Source organism: Bacillota bacterium, from assembly GCA_012839765.1.
GTDB lineage: Bacteria > Bacillota > Limnochordia > DUMW01 > DUMW01 > DUMW01.
The window spans coordinates 1-15,420 of sequence record DUMW01000098.1; the positions used below are offsets into that span (position 1 = coordinate 1).

Sequence of the window (15,420 nt, forward strand, 5' to 3'; positions counted from 1 at the left end):
CGGGTTGACCCCGTTAACCCAGTTGCTTATCCTCCTGGTCTGACAGCTCAGCGGCGATGGCACTAAGTCTTCGCAACCGGTAATTCACCCCCGATTTGGTAAGGGGGGGATCCAGGTAGCGGCCGAGCTCCGCCAAACTGACATAGGGATGTTCTAGTCGCGCTAAGGCCACCTGTAGCAAGCCATCGGGCAGATTATGCAGGCCCATCCTCGCCTCGATAAGCTTAATCTCGTTCACTTGTTCCATAGCGGCTTTGATTGTTTTGTCCATGTTGGCGGTTTCGCAGTTCACCAGTCGATTCACCTGTCCCACCACGTTCTTTTGGACACGGACCTCTTCAAATCTCATCACTGCCACACTAGCCCCCACCAACCGGAGGAAATCAGCGATACTGTCGGCCCGCTTCAGGTAAACCACGGGACTACGGTTGCGGTAAACCAACCCCGCACCTTCAATCCCCAGCTGCTTCAGATAACCCATGACCAGATCCGCCTCGTTCCGATCCGTAAGGCTTATCTCCAGATGATAGCCCCGCTGTGGATCGGTGATGGAACCTGTACAGAGAAAATAGGTTCGCAGACAGGCTCGCTGGCAGCAGCTATTTTCCAGATTGGTGGGTCCTTCCGAAAGCAAGCCCAAGACTTCCGCAGGGATACGGATCACATATTTTGACCGCCTGGGTCGTCCCGTGTGCACCACTTCCAAGGCACCATTGACCCCCAACTGTTTGAGCAACATGAAAACCCGCTTGGCACCCGAGGGATGATCAAACCAGAATTCGAATTGCCTTCCCTCGGTGGTACCCGGTGTCAGTCGGCCGGTCAAGTCCACCAGCACACCTAACTCCGCTTCCACACAACATTTCCTATCCACGGGCAAGGTAGCCAGCTCTGCTTTCACTCTGCGGGAAAAGGTATCAGCCATTCAGCATCTCCTCACTGTTTTCTGCCAATAATGGCAGTTCTCACCTGTCCACCATCCACCACCGCTGAGATGATCACTGGCCACGGGGTATTGTTCCGAAACTTGAAGTCCACATCGGGCCACGCCACGGTGGCGTCCATCCCCCGGGCAATGTAGGTGACGGACATATTATGCAAGTGCCGCTCTACAATCTCCAGACCTGCCAGTCGCACGGCATTGTAGAGGGTACTGGAAACCTGACAAACGCCACCTCCAACATCATCCACCACTGAGCTACCCACGATGACCGGCGCTGGGCGGTACCCTTTCTCATAGGTACGTTCCCCCACCACCTGATTAAAGGAAAAAACCTCCCCCGGCCCCACCACCGTCCCATCAATGGCGGTCATGCACAACCGAATGTTCTGTATACGGCCAGGACTACCCATCAGGACCGTATGAAAGACCCCCAGCACATCGTGAAGGCTAGCCAGCATTTCAAAGGTGATCTCCGGACGGACCTCGGTGTATACCAGCTTCAGGCTCTCCCTAGGACTAGCCTGCAGGACCATTTGCACCGTTCCGTCCACATCCACCATGCGTCCCATCTGTCCAGGGATGATTTCACCGGTGGCTTTGTCGATCTGTGCATTCACCGGCGGTGTGCTGTGGACTTCTGCCAGATCCTCCACAATGCGCCGGACTTCGTGGGGAAACAACCCACCCATGGGCTGTCCCTCCAGGGTTACCCCAGGTCTTACACCGTATAACAACCGTTCCACCCGCTGCACGACACTACCGAGGAGAACCAAGGTGAGCAAGGGTATAACAACCAGCCTGATCTCCCGGGGTGTGATCACCGTGAACACTGTCCTAGCCATCTTGCCACCCCACGATCGTTATTTGCACAAGGGAACCTCAGCCAGCAACTCCCGATTCTGATTCTGGAAGATTACCGTCTTGACGCCAACCAAGGTTTCCCTGGGGATGGAAACGATATGTCCAGGATAGGTCACCACCATTGTCACCAGATCCTGGGGGCGAGGCCGTTGGATTTTGATGTGGACAATCAACTGGCCACGGCGCTTGGATATCCGGTGGATCCGGATGTCATACCCTCCCGTGGCGCACTCTCCGAGGAAGGCACCCAGAAGCACTTCCCGGTCGAAATCAACCTTTGGCAACGGACCGGGCTGCCAAAGGTACGACCACAGATCCTCCAGTTGGGCCCGGGAGGTAACTACCCTATAAAAGTTCTTCCGGGCACCCACCCTACACACATCACCCAGCGGAATCCGCCAGGAAGACCGAAAGGCCATCGCCATGATCACTCCTATGCATGAATCCCCTTTTTCATTCTATTCGTCCCGGGACTTAAATAGAATGTGCATAATGATCTGCGCCAATTTACCAGGATCATGACGGGCCAATTCTCGGCCGTTAAGGAGGGGAGAAACCACCGGTTTGCAGCCCAAGGCACGTAAAGCTTCCACATCCACCTCTACCGGATAGGCCCCTTCGTTGGCGTAACGAGCCGCCAGTTCCGGACTCAGGGACTCATTGTTAATCACCACGTATTCAACGATGGGAAAGCCCACGTGGTCAAAAACAGCACGGACATGGTCCGAAGCCTTGTAGCCGTCGGTTTCCCCCGGTTGGGTCATGATGTTGCAGACATACAGCTTCAACGCGGAGGCCTGGGCAATGGCATCGGTGATCTCCGGAACCAATAGGTTAGGCAAGACACTGGTATACAGGCTACCCGGGCCCAGGATGATGAGATCCGCCTCGTGGATGGCCGAAATCGCCAGTTCCGTTGGCTCTGGCCGCGGGTCAAGCTGCAAGCGTCTGATCTGTTTTCTTTGCGCTACAATGTTGCACTCACCCTTGGCCCGCGTGCCATCGGTAAACTCCGCCTCCAGCACCACCCGGTTCAGGGTGGACGGCAACACTAGACCACGTACCGCCAAGACCCGACTGGAAAGCCTGATGGCCTCCTGAAAATCCCCGGTAATGTCGGTCATGGCCGCCAAAAAGAGATTACCAAAACTGTGACCCGCTAATCCATTGCCTTGGGAAAACCGATATTGAAATAGCTTCTCCATGAGGGGTTCTGTATCCGCTAGGGCCACCAGGTTGTTTCTGATGTCCCCTGGCGGAAGAACCCCCAACTCTTCCGAAAGCCGGCCGGAGCTGCCGCCATCATCGGTGGTAGTGACAATGGCCGTGATATTGGTGGTATACTCCTTCAAGCCCCGGAGCATAGTACTCAGCCCCGTGCCGCCCCCCACCACCACAATCTTCGGGCCCCGGTTCAGCTGCCGCTCCCGGTACACCACATCCACAATGTCCTTCGCCGGACAGGGACTGAGGACACAGGTAATAGACAAAACCACCCGGCGGATCCCTATGACTACAAGGGTTCCCCCGGCCAGGATAAAGGCAACGGCAAAGCCCACATCCAAATGTTGCCCCACCGCCGGGGCAAGAACCTCAACGGCCTCCAACTGGTAGGGAAAGGCCCAGCCCGAAAGATGAAAGATTCCGCCAAGACCCAGGGCTAACAAAAACACACCTAGGGTGATCAGAACCACCCATCTTTTCACCCCCATACCGGGGTACAACCATTTCCACGCGCGCATGACCACGCCCCCTGCCCAATTTATATATCGCGATGTTCCAGGACAGTCTTATACCCTTGACTCCTCACATATTCAGCTAACCGGTTAGCCATCGCCACAGAGCGATGTCTACCGCCGGTACATCCGATGGCAATGGTCAGATGGGTCTTCCCTTCCGAGACGTATTGGGGGGTAAGAAAACCCACAAAGTCCAGCAACTTGTCCATAAAACGTTGGGCAATGGGCCATTTAAAGATATACTCATCCACTTCTTTGTCATTGCCGGTGAGATTCTTCAGGGACTCCACATAGAAGGGGTTTGGCAAGAAACGTACATCTATAACCAAATCCGCATCCAAGGGGATACCGTTGGCAAAACCAAAGGACATACAGGTTACTGTCAACCGATCGGTTTCTGTCTTTTCCAGATAGGCGGTAATCTGCTTCTTTAGCTCCGCCACCGTAAGGGAGGAAGTATCAATGATCCGATCGGCCCGTCCCCGCAACTCCCCAAGGCGACGGCGTTCTTCGGAAATGCTTTCCGCGATCCCCCGCTCAGGACCGAGGGGATGGCGCCGACGGGTTTCCTTAAACCGCCGGATTAGAACCTCGTCGGAAGCCTCCAGAAACAGGATATTGTACTTGTACCCCAATGCTTCCAGTTCTTGGAAGGCAACAAAAAGATCATCAAAAAACTGGCCGCCGCGAATATCGCAGACGATGGCCACTCCCGCAAACCTGCCATCGGAGTGGCAGAACAGTTCCACAAATTTCACGATGAGCACCGGGGGTAAGTTGTCCACACAAAAATAACCTAGGTCTTCGAAGGAACGGATGGCTTCACTTTTCCCCGCGCCCGATAGTCCAGTAATAATTACCAGTCGTTTCTCCCCTAAGCAGTTACCCATCCCATTTACACCGCCGCTCTAACGGTGACAGTGCTACCTCCCCTCTACCACATCAGTTAGCCTACCGGGCGTTTACAATCTGCCACGGCGGCACGCCCGCCTCCTGCACCCTCCGCACCCCCAAAGCCAGGTCTCCCACTCGCTCGGGAGAGTGGGCGTCAGAACAGATGGCAAATCTAACCCCCGTATCTTTGGCGACCCTGAGGAAATCAGGACCGCTTTTCAGATGGCTGGTATTGATCTCCAAAGCCACACCCTTTTGCGCACAAGCTTCGGCTAGGGCCTTTGTGTCTATATCTAATGATAAACCAGGATGGGTAACGATGTCCACAGGATTGTCTTTTACCGCCAAGATAAGCGCTTTGGTATTGTGTCCCCTGGTCCATTGGCGGCCCAGTCCCGTAAAACGGGTCCAATAATGGGGGAAGAGGAGTCTCACCGCCCCGGTGAACCGTCTCGGTACAATATGCAGATGGAGGCCCACCAAGAGCAAATCCAGTTTTGCGACCACCTCGGGAGGAACATCGATGGTCCCCCAAGGGTCAATGACATTGGCTTCCAGGCCCACCAGCACCTCAATCCCGTACTTTTTGGCGCACCGCCGGGCTTCCCGGCGGATTTCGTCCAGCACACTGAAGTTCCTGATTCCTACGGTGAAGAAACTGGCCGGTCCGTGATCGGTGATGGCCACCTGGGAAAGCCCTCGTTGGGCCGCCGCCCGGACATTGTCCTCCACAGTGCCGCGGCCGTGGCTGAAACGTGTATGGGTATGCAGGTCAGCGAACACATGCATAAGCAAGCCCCCGACCCTAGGATACCCCACCTAATCGGTGATTAACATCAACTCTGCCGGATACCGTACCAGGGCGATCTCGTTATTAGGGTTGCCGGTAAACCGGCCCACCGCTGCCCACACCAGGCCGTAGCCCACCCGTAGTTGGTCGCCGGTCACGCTCAGTTGTCCGCCGGTAAACCCGTAAGTATTCACCCGTCCCGTGTTGTCCCCCACCACCAGAACAGGACTTCCCAAGAATTCTCCACCCCCGAGGGCAAAGATGGGAGAACTACTGAGGGTGGTAGCATAGGTCCGCTGGAAGCGGGCGTTGTCCCGGATCTGCCAAACTTGCACCTCGCCGCTGGCCATAACATCTCCCTTTTCTACCACCACCTCCATGGCTCCGTCAGGTTCCAAGTCCACAGCGGTAATGCCCCGCACGTGGCCAATCTCCGCAGAGCTGGCCACCTGCACAAACCCCTTGCCTTCCTGCCAAACCAGGAGCACCAACTGATCGAAAACGGTCCAATCGGTCTGGCGGGCAAGTTTGGTCCGTACCAGGTAATCCTGTGGCCCAGAGGCGGACACCCCCACCGCCAGTCTTACCGGAAAGGGGTTGGCGCCATGCCACACTTCCACAAAACCTTGGGATGACCACTGGTAGAGTCTATAAAGGGTATTTGTCAGGGCGACCAACTCCACGCCCTGCCCCCGGAAATTGCCCACCGCAATGGCGACGGGACTGGCGGTTTCATACAAGTTGGGACTCTTCCAAAGTACCAGCCATTCAGATCCGCTCCAGGTAAGAGTATAAATGAAAACCTCCCGGGCCTCATAGTTGCGACCCAACACGATGAGCTCATCCCGCCCATCGCCATCCACATCCATTGCTTCCACCTGGAGAATGGCTTCCAGCAGATAACCCTCCGCCTGCCAAAGAATCCGCTTACCGAAGGCGGGGGTAGAAAAAAGCAGGAACACAACGATGAAAAAAGATACAATCTTCCTGACCATGGGCAGCCAACCTTTTCTATGACATCACCTACTAATTCGTCGACAAGCCCAAAGTCCCTGCTTAGAACCACCTGCGTGTCTGCTGTTCCTGGACCTCAAAGGCCCTTCGAATCTCCGTCAGCAGTTGTCGGGCCCGCTCGGTCCAGGTATTTTGGAAAGCCAGCTTTCGGCGCTTTTCCGCAAGTTCCGCGGCAGCCACACCTTGGGATCGTTTTGGACTACGGGCCGGCCGTTGCCGTTGCTTCAGATCACTGAGAGAGACAGTGCGTTTTCCCCAGGCCAAACCCAGGTTGCCTTCGTCTGGGACCACCCCCAACTCTTCCAAAGCTTGCTCTAACTGGGACTGGAGCCCTTCCCACTTTATACTTCCCCAGGCTAGGAGCCCAAGGGAGCTCAAATCCTCCCCGGTAAAGACAATGAGGGGTTTCCCCAAAGCCAGGTACTCATATACCTCGGGGAAAAGCTGCCCGTCTTCCACATTGAGTAAAAGAAGGTCCACATGTTGCACATAGGCCGGCAGCTCCTGCCGGGAGCGGGGTCCCAACACCAGGACATTGGGTGGCAGGCTGATGGAGCCGGTCCCCAAGGGACCGATCAGGGCAAAGGAACAGTAGCGGTAATAGGTAGCTGCTTGCTTCAGCAGTTCCAGGGCTACAGGATCCTCCAAAGAACCAACATAGCCCAGGATGGGTCGTCGGACGTGGGCAAACTCCTGGGGTGCTGGTTGTGGCGTCTTGACCAAATCCCCGGTGCACCCGTCTGGCAACAGTAGCACGTGGGGGTGGTTTTCCGAAAGGACTTCGAAGGACCGTTGGTCTGTGCAGATGAGAAGCTGGGCATCAGGATGCAAGGGCAGGGCAGGATCATGACACTCCTGAACCACCAGGGCCCGGAATCGCCGGGGCAAAGGATCGAGCTTTTCGGTCCACACCACACCATATTTTGTCCGCAGCAACAAAGACCAATGGCTGTAAACATATAGAGTATCAGTTATCTTCTTAACTTCCTGAGTCTCGGTCTCATAGAGAAGATCCACATGCCACCCCAGACTAGCCACGTGCCACAACAGTTGTCCTGTTCGGGATTGGGGATCCCAAGGGACCTTGGCCACATACAACAGCCTGGGAATGAGACTCCTCGGATGGTGCCTGGTAAACCATTTCAACGGCTGCCGCCCCCTTCCACCTACCCAGCCGTCCGTTGGGGAACAAGCTCAGCACATATATTAATATGCAATAATCATAGGAAACGTGACTTGGTTTCCCAAAAAGGAAGCTTTGCCCCATTGCCCTCCCTTGACCCATGCACAACCACCAAGGGTTGATAGAATGAGAATTGTGTTACCGACCCAACCGAGGAATCTCTCCTTTGCCTCCGCGTAAACCCCAGGAGTTTTGCCGCATATAATTAGCTAGTAGAAAACCATAAAGGAGGATGGCTTATGTCCACCCCTGATCTACGGGAAGCCAGGAAAAAGGTACTCAAACACCCCACGGTGGAATATATACCCTTATATCCCCATCCCATTGCCAAGGGAAACCAAAAAGAAGGTAGCCTACGTTTAACAGTAATCAAGGATCCTACGGAGTACGCCAAATTACAGGAAACCCTCGGTCTTAAGAATCACTGGATTGACCTTACCAACTCGCTGGTGGTGGCGGTGATGGGTGCGGAAGTATTGGAGATAAAGTATCGCGGTTTTACAGTGGTGATGTTTGCCAGACTAGATCCCACCCGCTACCACATCTTTTCCGTAACCCGCCGGTATTTCTATAAAGACCAGCTACATTGGCAGCTTTACGATCTGGATGGCGAACTACAGGTTTGGTATAACCTTTCCCTTTAAAACCAGGGTAATGCTCCGCATTACCCTGCTTCGCCCTGGGCCAAGCCCTCCCCTGACCTTTAGAATTCCTGTCACCGCGGCCCCCGCTCCACTTGTCCCGGGAGGGAAATCTAGCGGAGTCATTTAATACCCTCTTCATTTAAACCATGCGCAAAACCACCAAAGACCATACAAGGGCCCTTTGTAGTCTAGCCTTATTCAATCCTATTCGACAATCTGGCAAATAGACCGGGAAGGAACCGCAGGTCGCAGGGTTTTGCGCACTGAGCACTGGCATTACCTGCGGACACATGCAGGCCCCGACCCCCCGGTAGCTTGCCATGTTTTGAACTGACCGGTTTAGAGAAGAGACGGCAGGGCCGAATCCTTGTAATCTTGTCCCGGGTAGGCTATTATTAGCTTATATACCGCAAGTGGTGGTGAACCATGAGGATTCTACAGGTAGTTCCCTACGCCGAACTCGGCGGAACGGAAAAGGCCGTAGGCACCCTCTCCCGAGGACTTGTGCAGCGCGGGCATGAGGTTTTGGTTTTAACTCCAACTGGGCCAGGCCATATCTATTTCGACGGGTTAAAATGGGAACGATTGCCCGATAGCCCATGGCAAAGGCGCGCCCGGATAAGAAGGATGGCGCCGTTTTTTGATCTAGTGCATATCCACGCAGCACGGGAGCTGGTTTTAAGCTGCAATAGACCTGTGGTCTTCACCCCCCACAGCTACTACAACGCTTTAGACCGCTTTGCGGTCAGGCTTTGTGCGCAAAGTGCCACCGTTATCTGCTTTACAGAATGGGAAAAAGGGATGCTGCAGCGCCTGGGCTTGGGTAAACTTGCGGTTATTCCTAACGGTCTAGAAGAAGTTCCGCTCCTCAGGAAACCTCAGACCAACACACCGCCGCGGATCGGCTATCTGGGAAGACTTACGAAGGATAAGGGATTGGACCTTCTCTTTCGGGAACTAGTAAAGGTGCAAGCACCCTACGAGCTTTGGATTGCCGGAAGAGGAAAGGAAGAAAAGAAGCTTAAAGCTCTCGCCGCCGCGCTTAATCTACCGGTGACCTTTCTTGGCTTTCAAGAGCCCTTTTCCTTCTTGAACTCGCTAGACATCTTCGTTCTTCCCTCCAGGACGGAAACCTTCGGGCTGGCCTTGATTGAAGCCATGAGCCAGGGACTCTGCTGCGTGGCGGCCGATGTGTGCGGTCTGGGTGAGATTCTAGGTGACGCCGGGATTACAGCACCCCATAGTCGCCTTGGGGAAGCCCTGGAAGAAGCTCTTCAGAAAAGCGATCTCAGGGAAACCTTAGGGGAAAGGGCGCGACAGAGGTTTTTAAGGTACTATACGGAAGAACGCATGATTCGAGAAACCGAGGGACTGTACCTGTCGCTCGTGTAAACTTAGCCTCGGCAAGACAACAGGGAAGGAGCTTGGCGGTCCTTGGAAAAACGGCTAGAGATTTGGTTGGGCATAATAACATTCTTGATCATTGTACTAGGAAGTATCGGTGGAAGCCTGCTAGGGCTTTCGCTCCTTCTTATCTCGTTGGTGTATCCACCCTTTAGCAAAGACCTCCTCACCGAAGCGAGGAATACCAAGCCCAGTAAACAGTTTTTCACGAGACTCACCTTTCTTATGGCCCTTTGGGCTGTACTTGCAACTTTAGTCGCCGCCCCCAAAAGCCTTATCGCATGGAGCACAGTCCTTCGCCTGATCTTGGTGATCTTTCCGGTCTTTTTCGCGGGAGTTTGCGCCCGTAGGCTCGGTCCGAAGTTTTTGTGGTGGTGCTTTATTCTAGGGGCGTGTCTTGCCACTTTGTATATCTTCTACGATTACTACATCATCGGACACCAGAGGGCGGAACTTCTTTTGGGCTGCAATGCAGCCGGTACCCTCCTTCTCGGCGCTGTGGGTGTCTTTCTCGCCGCCTTTTATCGGGAAAGGTCCGCATATCGGTGGCTGTATCTTTTGGCAAGTCTTTTGGCGATTGTCGGGATCATCCTCACCGCGTCTAGAGCAGCCTGGATCGGTGTAATCGTAATCTTAGCCGTGCTCTTCCTTGCTGCGGCAAGGAGTCGGCAGGTTCTGATCATCATCTGCCTTGGTGCTTTGGTTTTCAGCCTGTTTGTAGCTACCAACAACTATTGGGTGCGCAGGTTCCTGACGATCTTTGACTTGGGCGAGAATTCCGCCCGCATCAATGTCTATAGGGTTTCGATCTCCATGATGGCGGACAACTTCTTCGGCGTGGGCTTCGGACATTTCCCGGAGGCACACGCAACCTACTTGGAAGAAGGTAAAAAACCGCTGGCCCATGCCCACAACATCTTTCTGTACTTTGGCACCGAGCTCGGGCCTGTAGCCTTTGTGCTGAGCACGCTCATCTACTGCACCCCAGTGTACATGTGCTTCAGAATTAGTAGGCGTAAGTCATACTTCGTTCCTGTTAGTGCCGCCCTGCTTGCGGTTGTAGTAAGGGAGCTTTTTGATGCCACCACTTCGGGCTTTGCTCTTGCAAGCTTCCTATGGTTCGTGTTTGGCTTGATTTTCGCAGAGTACGTGTCCCTGCAGGAAAGCGTGGAAGAACGCAACTAGGCTTCGGACGCCAACGATTGGGTGGGTCAGCAGGTCAAGGACACGATACCCTTCCAGGAACAGGCGCAATCACTCTGGCCGCCACATACTCCCAGTGTTTTGCATATCAAGGGCTCAGACCCGGGGCGCTGACCCAAGCTCACCTTTTTGCGCTCAGGTCAGTGTTGTCTTCTGCAACGGCAAACACATCAACCGTCCCAATTCAATTCTTTCGCTCCTTGATCACCAATGGACAGTCTTTCCTACCAGACTAGCTTTCTTCAGGTTCCAGCCACCTGCTACGCTAACGGCTCCCTTCACCCTTTGCAACTCTCACCCTATGACAGTACCCATGCCGGACACACCATAATGAGAAGAACGGGCGCTAACCCGTTCTTCTCGTCCTGTTTATGGTTCTGGTTCCGGTTCCGGCTCGGGCTCTGGTTCGGGCTCTGGTTCCGGCTCCGGCTCAGGTTCCGGTACCGGGCATGGCCCTTCCACCACGAGGAGCAATTGCTGGGTCTCGGTGACCTTCACAAAGAGGGCCACAATCACCTTTTGGTGCAGGGTCAGATCATTGAGCAGCTCGAAGGAGATGTGCTCAATGCAAGGCATAACCCGTACATTGCAGCCTGGACGGGCATTCTCCACATCCACCGCCACACTAAAGGGCACATCTTCACTTAGATGGTGCTCCAGATCGTCGTCGCCGATAAAGAACACCTGCTTGTGAACTACACCTTGGACCAGGACCTTGTTGTCGATAACCGTCGTCTCCAGGTCCTCGATCTTGGCGATGATATCCCTGACCTTCACCGCAGGCATAGGTAATTGCAGACTGGTCTCCTGCAAGAACTGGGCGGTATTCTCGCCACAGACCTGCTCCAACTTCACCGGAGTTCCGGTCTCTGAAAGGACCACCGTTACCTGCCTGGGGTTGGTCACCTCCACGAACAGGTCCACCACCACCTTTTCGTGCAGGGTGGTGGTCACCTCTGCCCCTGGCGGGAAGATCAGCTTGTAGCTGATGTGGACCACTTCGGCGCATACCTGCACATCATGGAACTCCATGGTTCCAAGGGCATCCACAAAGTGACTGAAGGGAATATCTACGGACTGGTGTCTTTCAATATTGTCCTCGTCGATGAAGAAGATCTGTTTGTGTATGATCCCCTGGATGATTACCTTATCGCAGATGGGCTCAAAGGTGATGTCCTTGATCTTGGCCCGGATCTCACTGATCTTCCGTGCCGGCACCTCCAGTTCCACCGTTTCCTCTTCCAAGAGCTGCCCAGTAACCTTAGCCACCACTTCATCGATGACCACCAAAGGTCCTGGACCGATGGTGACCTGCAGATTCTGGGTGTCGGTAACCTTCGCGAAGACCTCGAAGATTACCTTTTGTTGGAGCAGCGTCGGTGTCAGAAGATGGTGCACGATGTGTTCGATGCATACTTCCACATGGCAGTTCATGCCGGGCTCTGCGCCGGGGATATCCAGGAATGTGGAGAAGGGAACGTCTTCGCTCCGGTGGTAGACCATGTTGTCTTCCCCGACGAAGAAAATCTGTTTGTGGATGATACCCTGGACGATCACCTTATCACAGATGACGTCACAACATATATCCTTCACTTCAGCACGAATCTCGCGAACCTTTAGGGCGTTAGCCCCTAGATCCAACACGTTTTCCAAAAGAACCTGTCTGGTGTTCTCACCAATAACAACCTGTGCCTTAATGCAAGCAGCCAAACTGTACCCCCCTTTTTCCGGTGCCGGTTCAGCACCTTCTACCCTTGCTGACTGGTCTTGCCTCCTTGGAGTTAAATGTTTAGTCACCGGGGACTCCGCGCTCGGTTGGAGCAGACACTGGTAGAAATAGACGGGGTTGGTAGCATAATGGGTGGGTAATTCCTGTGCTTGGGATGCCGAACGAGAGTCACGGTTTCCTTGTCTTTGGCCCATGGCCCAAACCAGATATAGACCAAAACACCCAATGAGGATCAACACAACGCCAATAACAAGAAGTCCCAGCATGCCCCCCTCCCTGGAAAGGCATCCACCACTTTGCTCAAAGTGGGGATATTCCCTCAGTCACTACAATATATGTACTAGGACGTCGGTGTGACAAAGGGAATCCCTTTCCTAGTTACTAGTAGACTATGAAGCATAGGGGGTTTTGGGTGCTTGTCCATACATAAAGGAAAGAAAACGAAGGGATCAAGGGGCTGCCCAAGCAGCCCCCAAATCTTAAGGTGACGTGATGACGGCGACCACAACTTCCACAGGTCGGGGTGCCGGTTCGCCCACCACTTGCAGGGTTAAGACTTCGGTAATGACTTCTTCGATGCCCGGACCCGAGACCTCGGTAACAATGAACAGCTCCACCAACAGGTGTACCTTGGCGAAGGCCTCCAGGGTGATATTCTGCGTCAGCAAGGTGCCATCGGGGGACAGGGAGATCTCCAGATCCACAATCTCCAGGTCGATCTGGGCACCCATATCCGGTGTAGCACCGGGTACCGGTACTTCGAACTCGAAGGGCACCAGTTCTTCCTCGGTCTGGGTCTCTCCTTCATCGTCCAGATAGGTGACTAGTTTCTGGATGGTTCCAGTGATTTCCACTCCATCCTCCACCACCACCGGGGTGGCATCGAGGATGTTGAGGGTGATCTCTTCAATGGAAGCCGCAGGCGGATCAAGTTCCACAACACTGGGGATCTCCACTTCAATGGTGTTCTCATTGATAACTAGCAGGGTCTCCACCAGGATCCGCTCCAGGACGATGCCTTCGCCGATGACATCGGTAATCACTTCCACTTGCCGTTCCGAGACGATACTCACCGTCGCCTCAAGGACGATGGTCTGTTCCACGGTGATGCAGTCGATGAGGTTAGCGATGATCTTCTCGATCTCCACATTCACTTCTATTTGCTGATCCCCTACGGGTTCGGGCAGTTCTACCTCTATGGTAAAGGGTACGATCTCTGTAAACTCCTGCACTACATTGTTGGTGTCGACGAAGACGATCTCCTTGATGACGTTACCTTCAATGATCACAATGCTGTCCAGGACGGTCACATCGGTGACCTCCACCGTACCAGTGACTTCCCGTAGTTTCAAAGCCGCGGTGGGCAGGGTCACTTCGTTACGAATGACCTCTTGCTCGCTGAACTCTTCCGCTTCTTCGATCTTGATCAGCGCGGGGACCACCTCGGGGAGCACTGGTCCCGGAGGTACTAGGGGAACATCCCGTTCAATGAGGATCTGCCGGGTATTTTCTCCGATGACTTCGTCCAGCTTCAGCAAGGGACCTTCGCCGGTTTCCAGGTTAATCTGCAAAGCTTCGGTCACAATGGCGTCGATGGAGACGATCACCCGCTTACGCAGCAGAGTAGGCGTGATCAGTTCGAAGATGATGTCTTCCACTTCTGGGGTGAGGAACACATCCATGCCCGGCTCCGCACCGGGGGCATCGATGAAGCGGCTGAAGTCCAGATCCACCGCCAGGTGATGCGCAACTCCCTCGGAGATGAAGAAGATTTGCTGATGAACCGTACCTTGGACGATCACCTTGTCTTCGATGACTTCGGTCTCCAGGTTTTCGAAGGTGGCCACGATCTCGTCGATCTTTTCCGCCGGCAAGGGCAGGATAACCTCTTCCTCCAGGATGAACTGAATGCCTTCCTCCACCACAAACCGATTCACCTGGAAGAGGGGCTCCCCTTCTCCAGCGGTGACGCCGATGATCTCTAGATCCGTCACCTTAACGAAGAACTCTACCACCACCGTTTGCTCCAGGGTAGTGCTGTCCACCAGGTCGAAGTCCACACTTTCAATGGTGGGTGTGACCTGTACATGCATACCCTCTTCGGCACCGGGGATGTCGATGAAGGTGCTGAACTCCACATCCTCCGCCACGTGCCGCTCCAGGTTGTTGGTATCCACGAAGAAGATCTGCTTGTGCAACGTACCTTGGATCAAGACTTTGTCTTCAATGACCGTAGGTTCCAGATCCTCGATGGTGGCCCGAATCTCCGAGATCTTTATGGCCGCCACCGGGAGGGTAAAGGTGGATTGGATCAGTTCCTGCACTGTTCCCTCGCCCACCACCGGCCGGCCCAGGATCTGCAGGTCACCGGGTTCGATGAGAATCTGCTCTTCATCCAATACCTTCACAAAGATCTCCAGGATCACCTTCTGATGCACGACGGTACCGCCGTTGATGAGACTAAAGGTAATATGCTCGACCACCACATTTACCTGGACCTTCATACCCGGTTCGGCGCCGGGAAGATCGATGAAGGTGCTGAAGGGAATGTCCTCGGGCTGATGGTGGACCAGGTCATCGGTGCCCACGAAGAAGATTTGCTTGTGCAGAATTCCTTGGATGATGACCTTATCCGGGATCACCTCGGTGGTGATATCCCGCACTTCCGCCCGAATTTCCCGGATCTTGATGGCCACGATGGGCTGTTGCAGGGGGGTTACCTGTTCTATGCTAAGCTCTTTTTTTGCTAAGGTTGGCTGAAATCTTCTCGGAGGTCTTTTTTGCGGTACGTTGACATGCACCGGCATCCCCATGGCAACTTGAGCATCAATTTTCCGTTTCTTGATGCTCATGGGTGCTTTCTTTTTATTCCTGACCATATAGGCCTTTTTTGGTTTCGCCATGGACAGGTACCTCCTTCACACTAACTAGGCAGCACTTTATCTTGCCTAGTTTCAATATATTCCGCTTGATTTCGCCAGTGTATCCTATTTCACCAGATAGGAAGCCCGACGGC

General features: G+C 54.1%; 13 protein-coding genes. 3 read left to right on the forward strand and 10 right to left on the reverse strand.

Annotated elements, in window-relative coordinates; translation table 11 throughout:
• Window positions 1–13: 13 nt before the first annotated feature.
• The 8 genes from whiA to GXX57_09695 form a co-directional block, all read right to left on the reverse strand.
• Window positions 14–925 carry a DNA-binding protein WhiA gene (whiA, locus tag GXX57_09660; protein HHV44913.1) on the reverse strand — a complete coding sequence of 304 codons (912 nt, stop codon included), beginning with the start codon at window positions 923–925 and terminating at the stop codon, window positions 14–16.
• An 11-nt stretch (window positions 926–936) separates the two neighbouring features.
• Complete coding sequence (locus GXX57_09665) at window positions 937–1,785, reverse strand: hypothetical protein (protein HHV44914.1); 849 nt, start codon at window positions 1,783–1,785, stop codon at window positions 937–939.
• Between the two features lie 18 nt (window positions 1,786–1,803).
• Window positions 1,804–2,223 carry a protease complex subunit PrcB family protein gene (locus GXX57_09670; GenBank protein ID HHV44915.1) on the reverse strand — a complete coding sequence of 140 codons (420 nt, stop codon included), beginning with the start codon at window positions 2,221–2,223 and terminating at the stop codon, window positions 1,804–1,806.
• A 39-nt stretch (window positions 2,224–2,262) separates the two neighbouring features.
• Window positions 2,263–3,546, reverse strand: a complete 1,284-nt coding sequence (locus tag GXX57_09675) for a YvcK family protein (GenBank protein HHV44916.1) — start codon at window positions 3,544–3,546, stop codon at window positions 2,263–2,265.
• 20 nt (window positions 3,547–3,566) lie between these two features.
• A complete protein-coding gene (rapZ, locus tag GXX57_09680) occupies window positions 3,567–4,433 on the reverse strand; it encodes an RNase adapter RapZ (GenBank protein ID HHV44917.1) in 867 nt (288 codons plus the stop codon).
• 61 nt (window positions 4,434–4,494) lie between these two features.
• Entirely contained in the window at window positions 4,495–5,226 is a 732-nt protein-coding gene (locus tag GXX57_09685) for a PHP domain-containing protein (GenBank protein ID HHV44918.1), read from the reverse strand.
• Between the two features lie 30 nt (window positions 5,227–5,256).
• Window positions 5,257–6,222 (reverse strand): hypothetical protein, encoded by a 966-nt coding sequence (locus tag GXX57_09690; protein ID HHV44919.1) that lies wholly within the window; start codon window positions 6,220–6,222, stop codon window positions 5,257–5,259.
• Window positions 6,223–6,283: 61 nt separating this feature from the next.
• Window positions 6,284–7,387: a glycosyltransferase family 1 protein gene (locus GXX57_09695; protein ID HHV44920.1), complete on the reverse strand. Its 1,104-nt coding sequence runs from the start codon at window positions 7,385–7,387 to the stop codon at window positions 6,284–6,286.
• Window positions 7,388–7,663: 276 nt separating this feature from the next.
• On the opposite strand from GXX57_09695, the gene GXX57_09700 reads away from it, so the two are divergent.
• The 3 genes from GXX57_09700 (at window position 7,664) to GXX57_09710 (ending at window position 10,657) form a co-directional block, all read left to right on the forward strand.
• Window positions 7,664–8,068, forward strand: a complete 405-nt coding sequence (locus GXX57_09700; GenBank protein HHV44921.1) for a hypothetical protein — start codon at window positions 7,664–7,666, stop codon at window positions 8,066–8,068.
• A 426-nt stretch (window positions 8,069–8,494) separates the two neighbouring features.
• Window positions 8,495–9,460: a glycosyltransferase family 4 protein gene (locus GXX57_09705; GenBank protein HHV44922.1), complete on the forward strand. Its 966-nt coding sequence runs from the start codon at window positions 8,495–8,497 to the stop codon at window positions 9,458–9,460.
• 84 nt (window positions 9,461–9,544) lie between these two features.
• On the forward strand, window positions 9,545–10,657 hold the full coding sequence (locus GXX57_09710; protein ID HHV44923.1) for an O-antigen ligase family protein: 1,113 nt from the start codon (window positions 9,545–9,547) through the stop codon (window positions 10,655–10,657).
• 387 nt (window positions 10,658–11,044) lie between these two features.
• On the opposite strand, the gene GXX57_09715 is transcribed toward GXX57_09710, so the two are convergent.
• Both GXX57_09715 and GXX57_09720 read right to left on the reverse strand, forming a co-directional pair.
• Window positions 11,045–12,385 carry a DUF3794 domain-containing protein gene (locus GXX57_09715; protein ID HHV44924.1) on the reverse strand — a complete coding sequence of 447 codons (1,341 nt, stop codon included), beginning with the start codon at window positions 12,383–12,385 and terminating at the stop codon, window positions 11,045–11,047.
• 498 nt (window positions 12,386–12,883) lie between these two features.
• On the reverse strand, window positions 12,884–15,307 hold the full coding sequence (locus GXX57_09720; protein HHV44925.1) for a DUF3794 domain-containing protein: 2,424 nt from the start codon (window positions 15,305–15,307) through the stop codon (window positions 12,884–12,886).
• Window positions 15,308–15,420 lie beyond the last annotated feature (113 nt).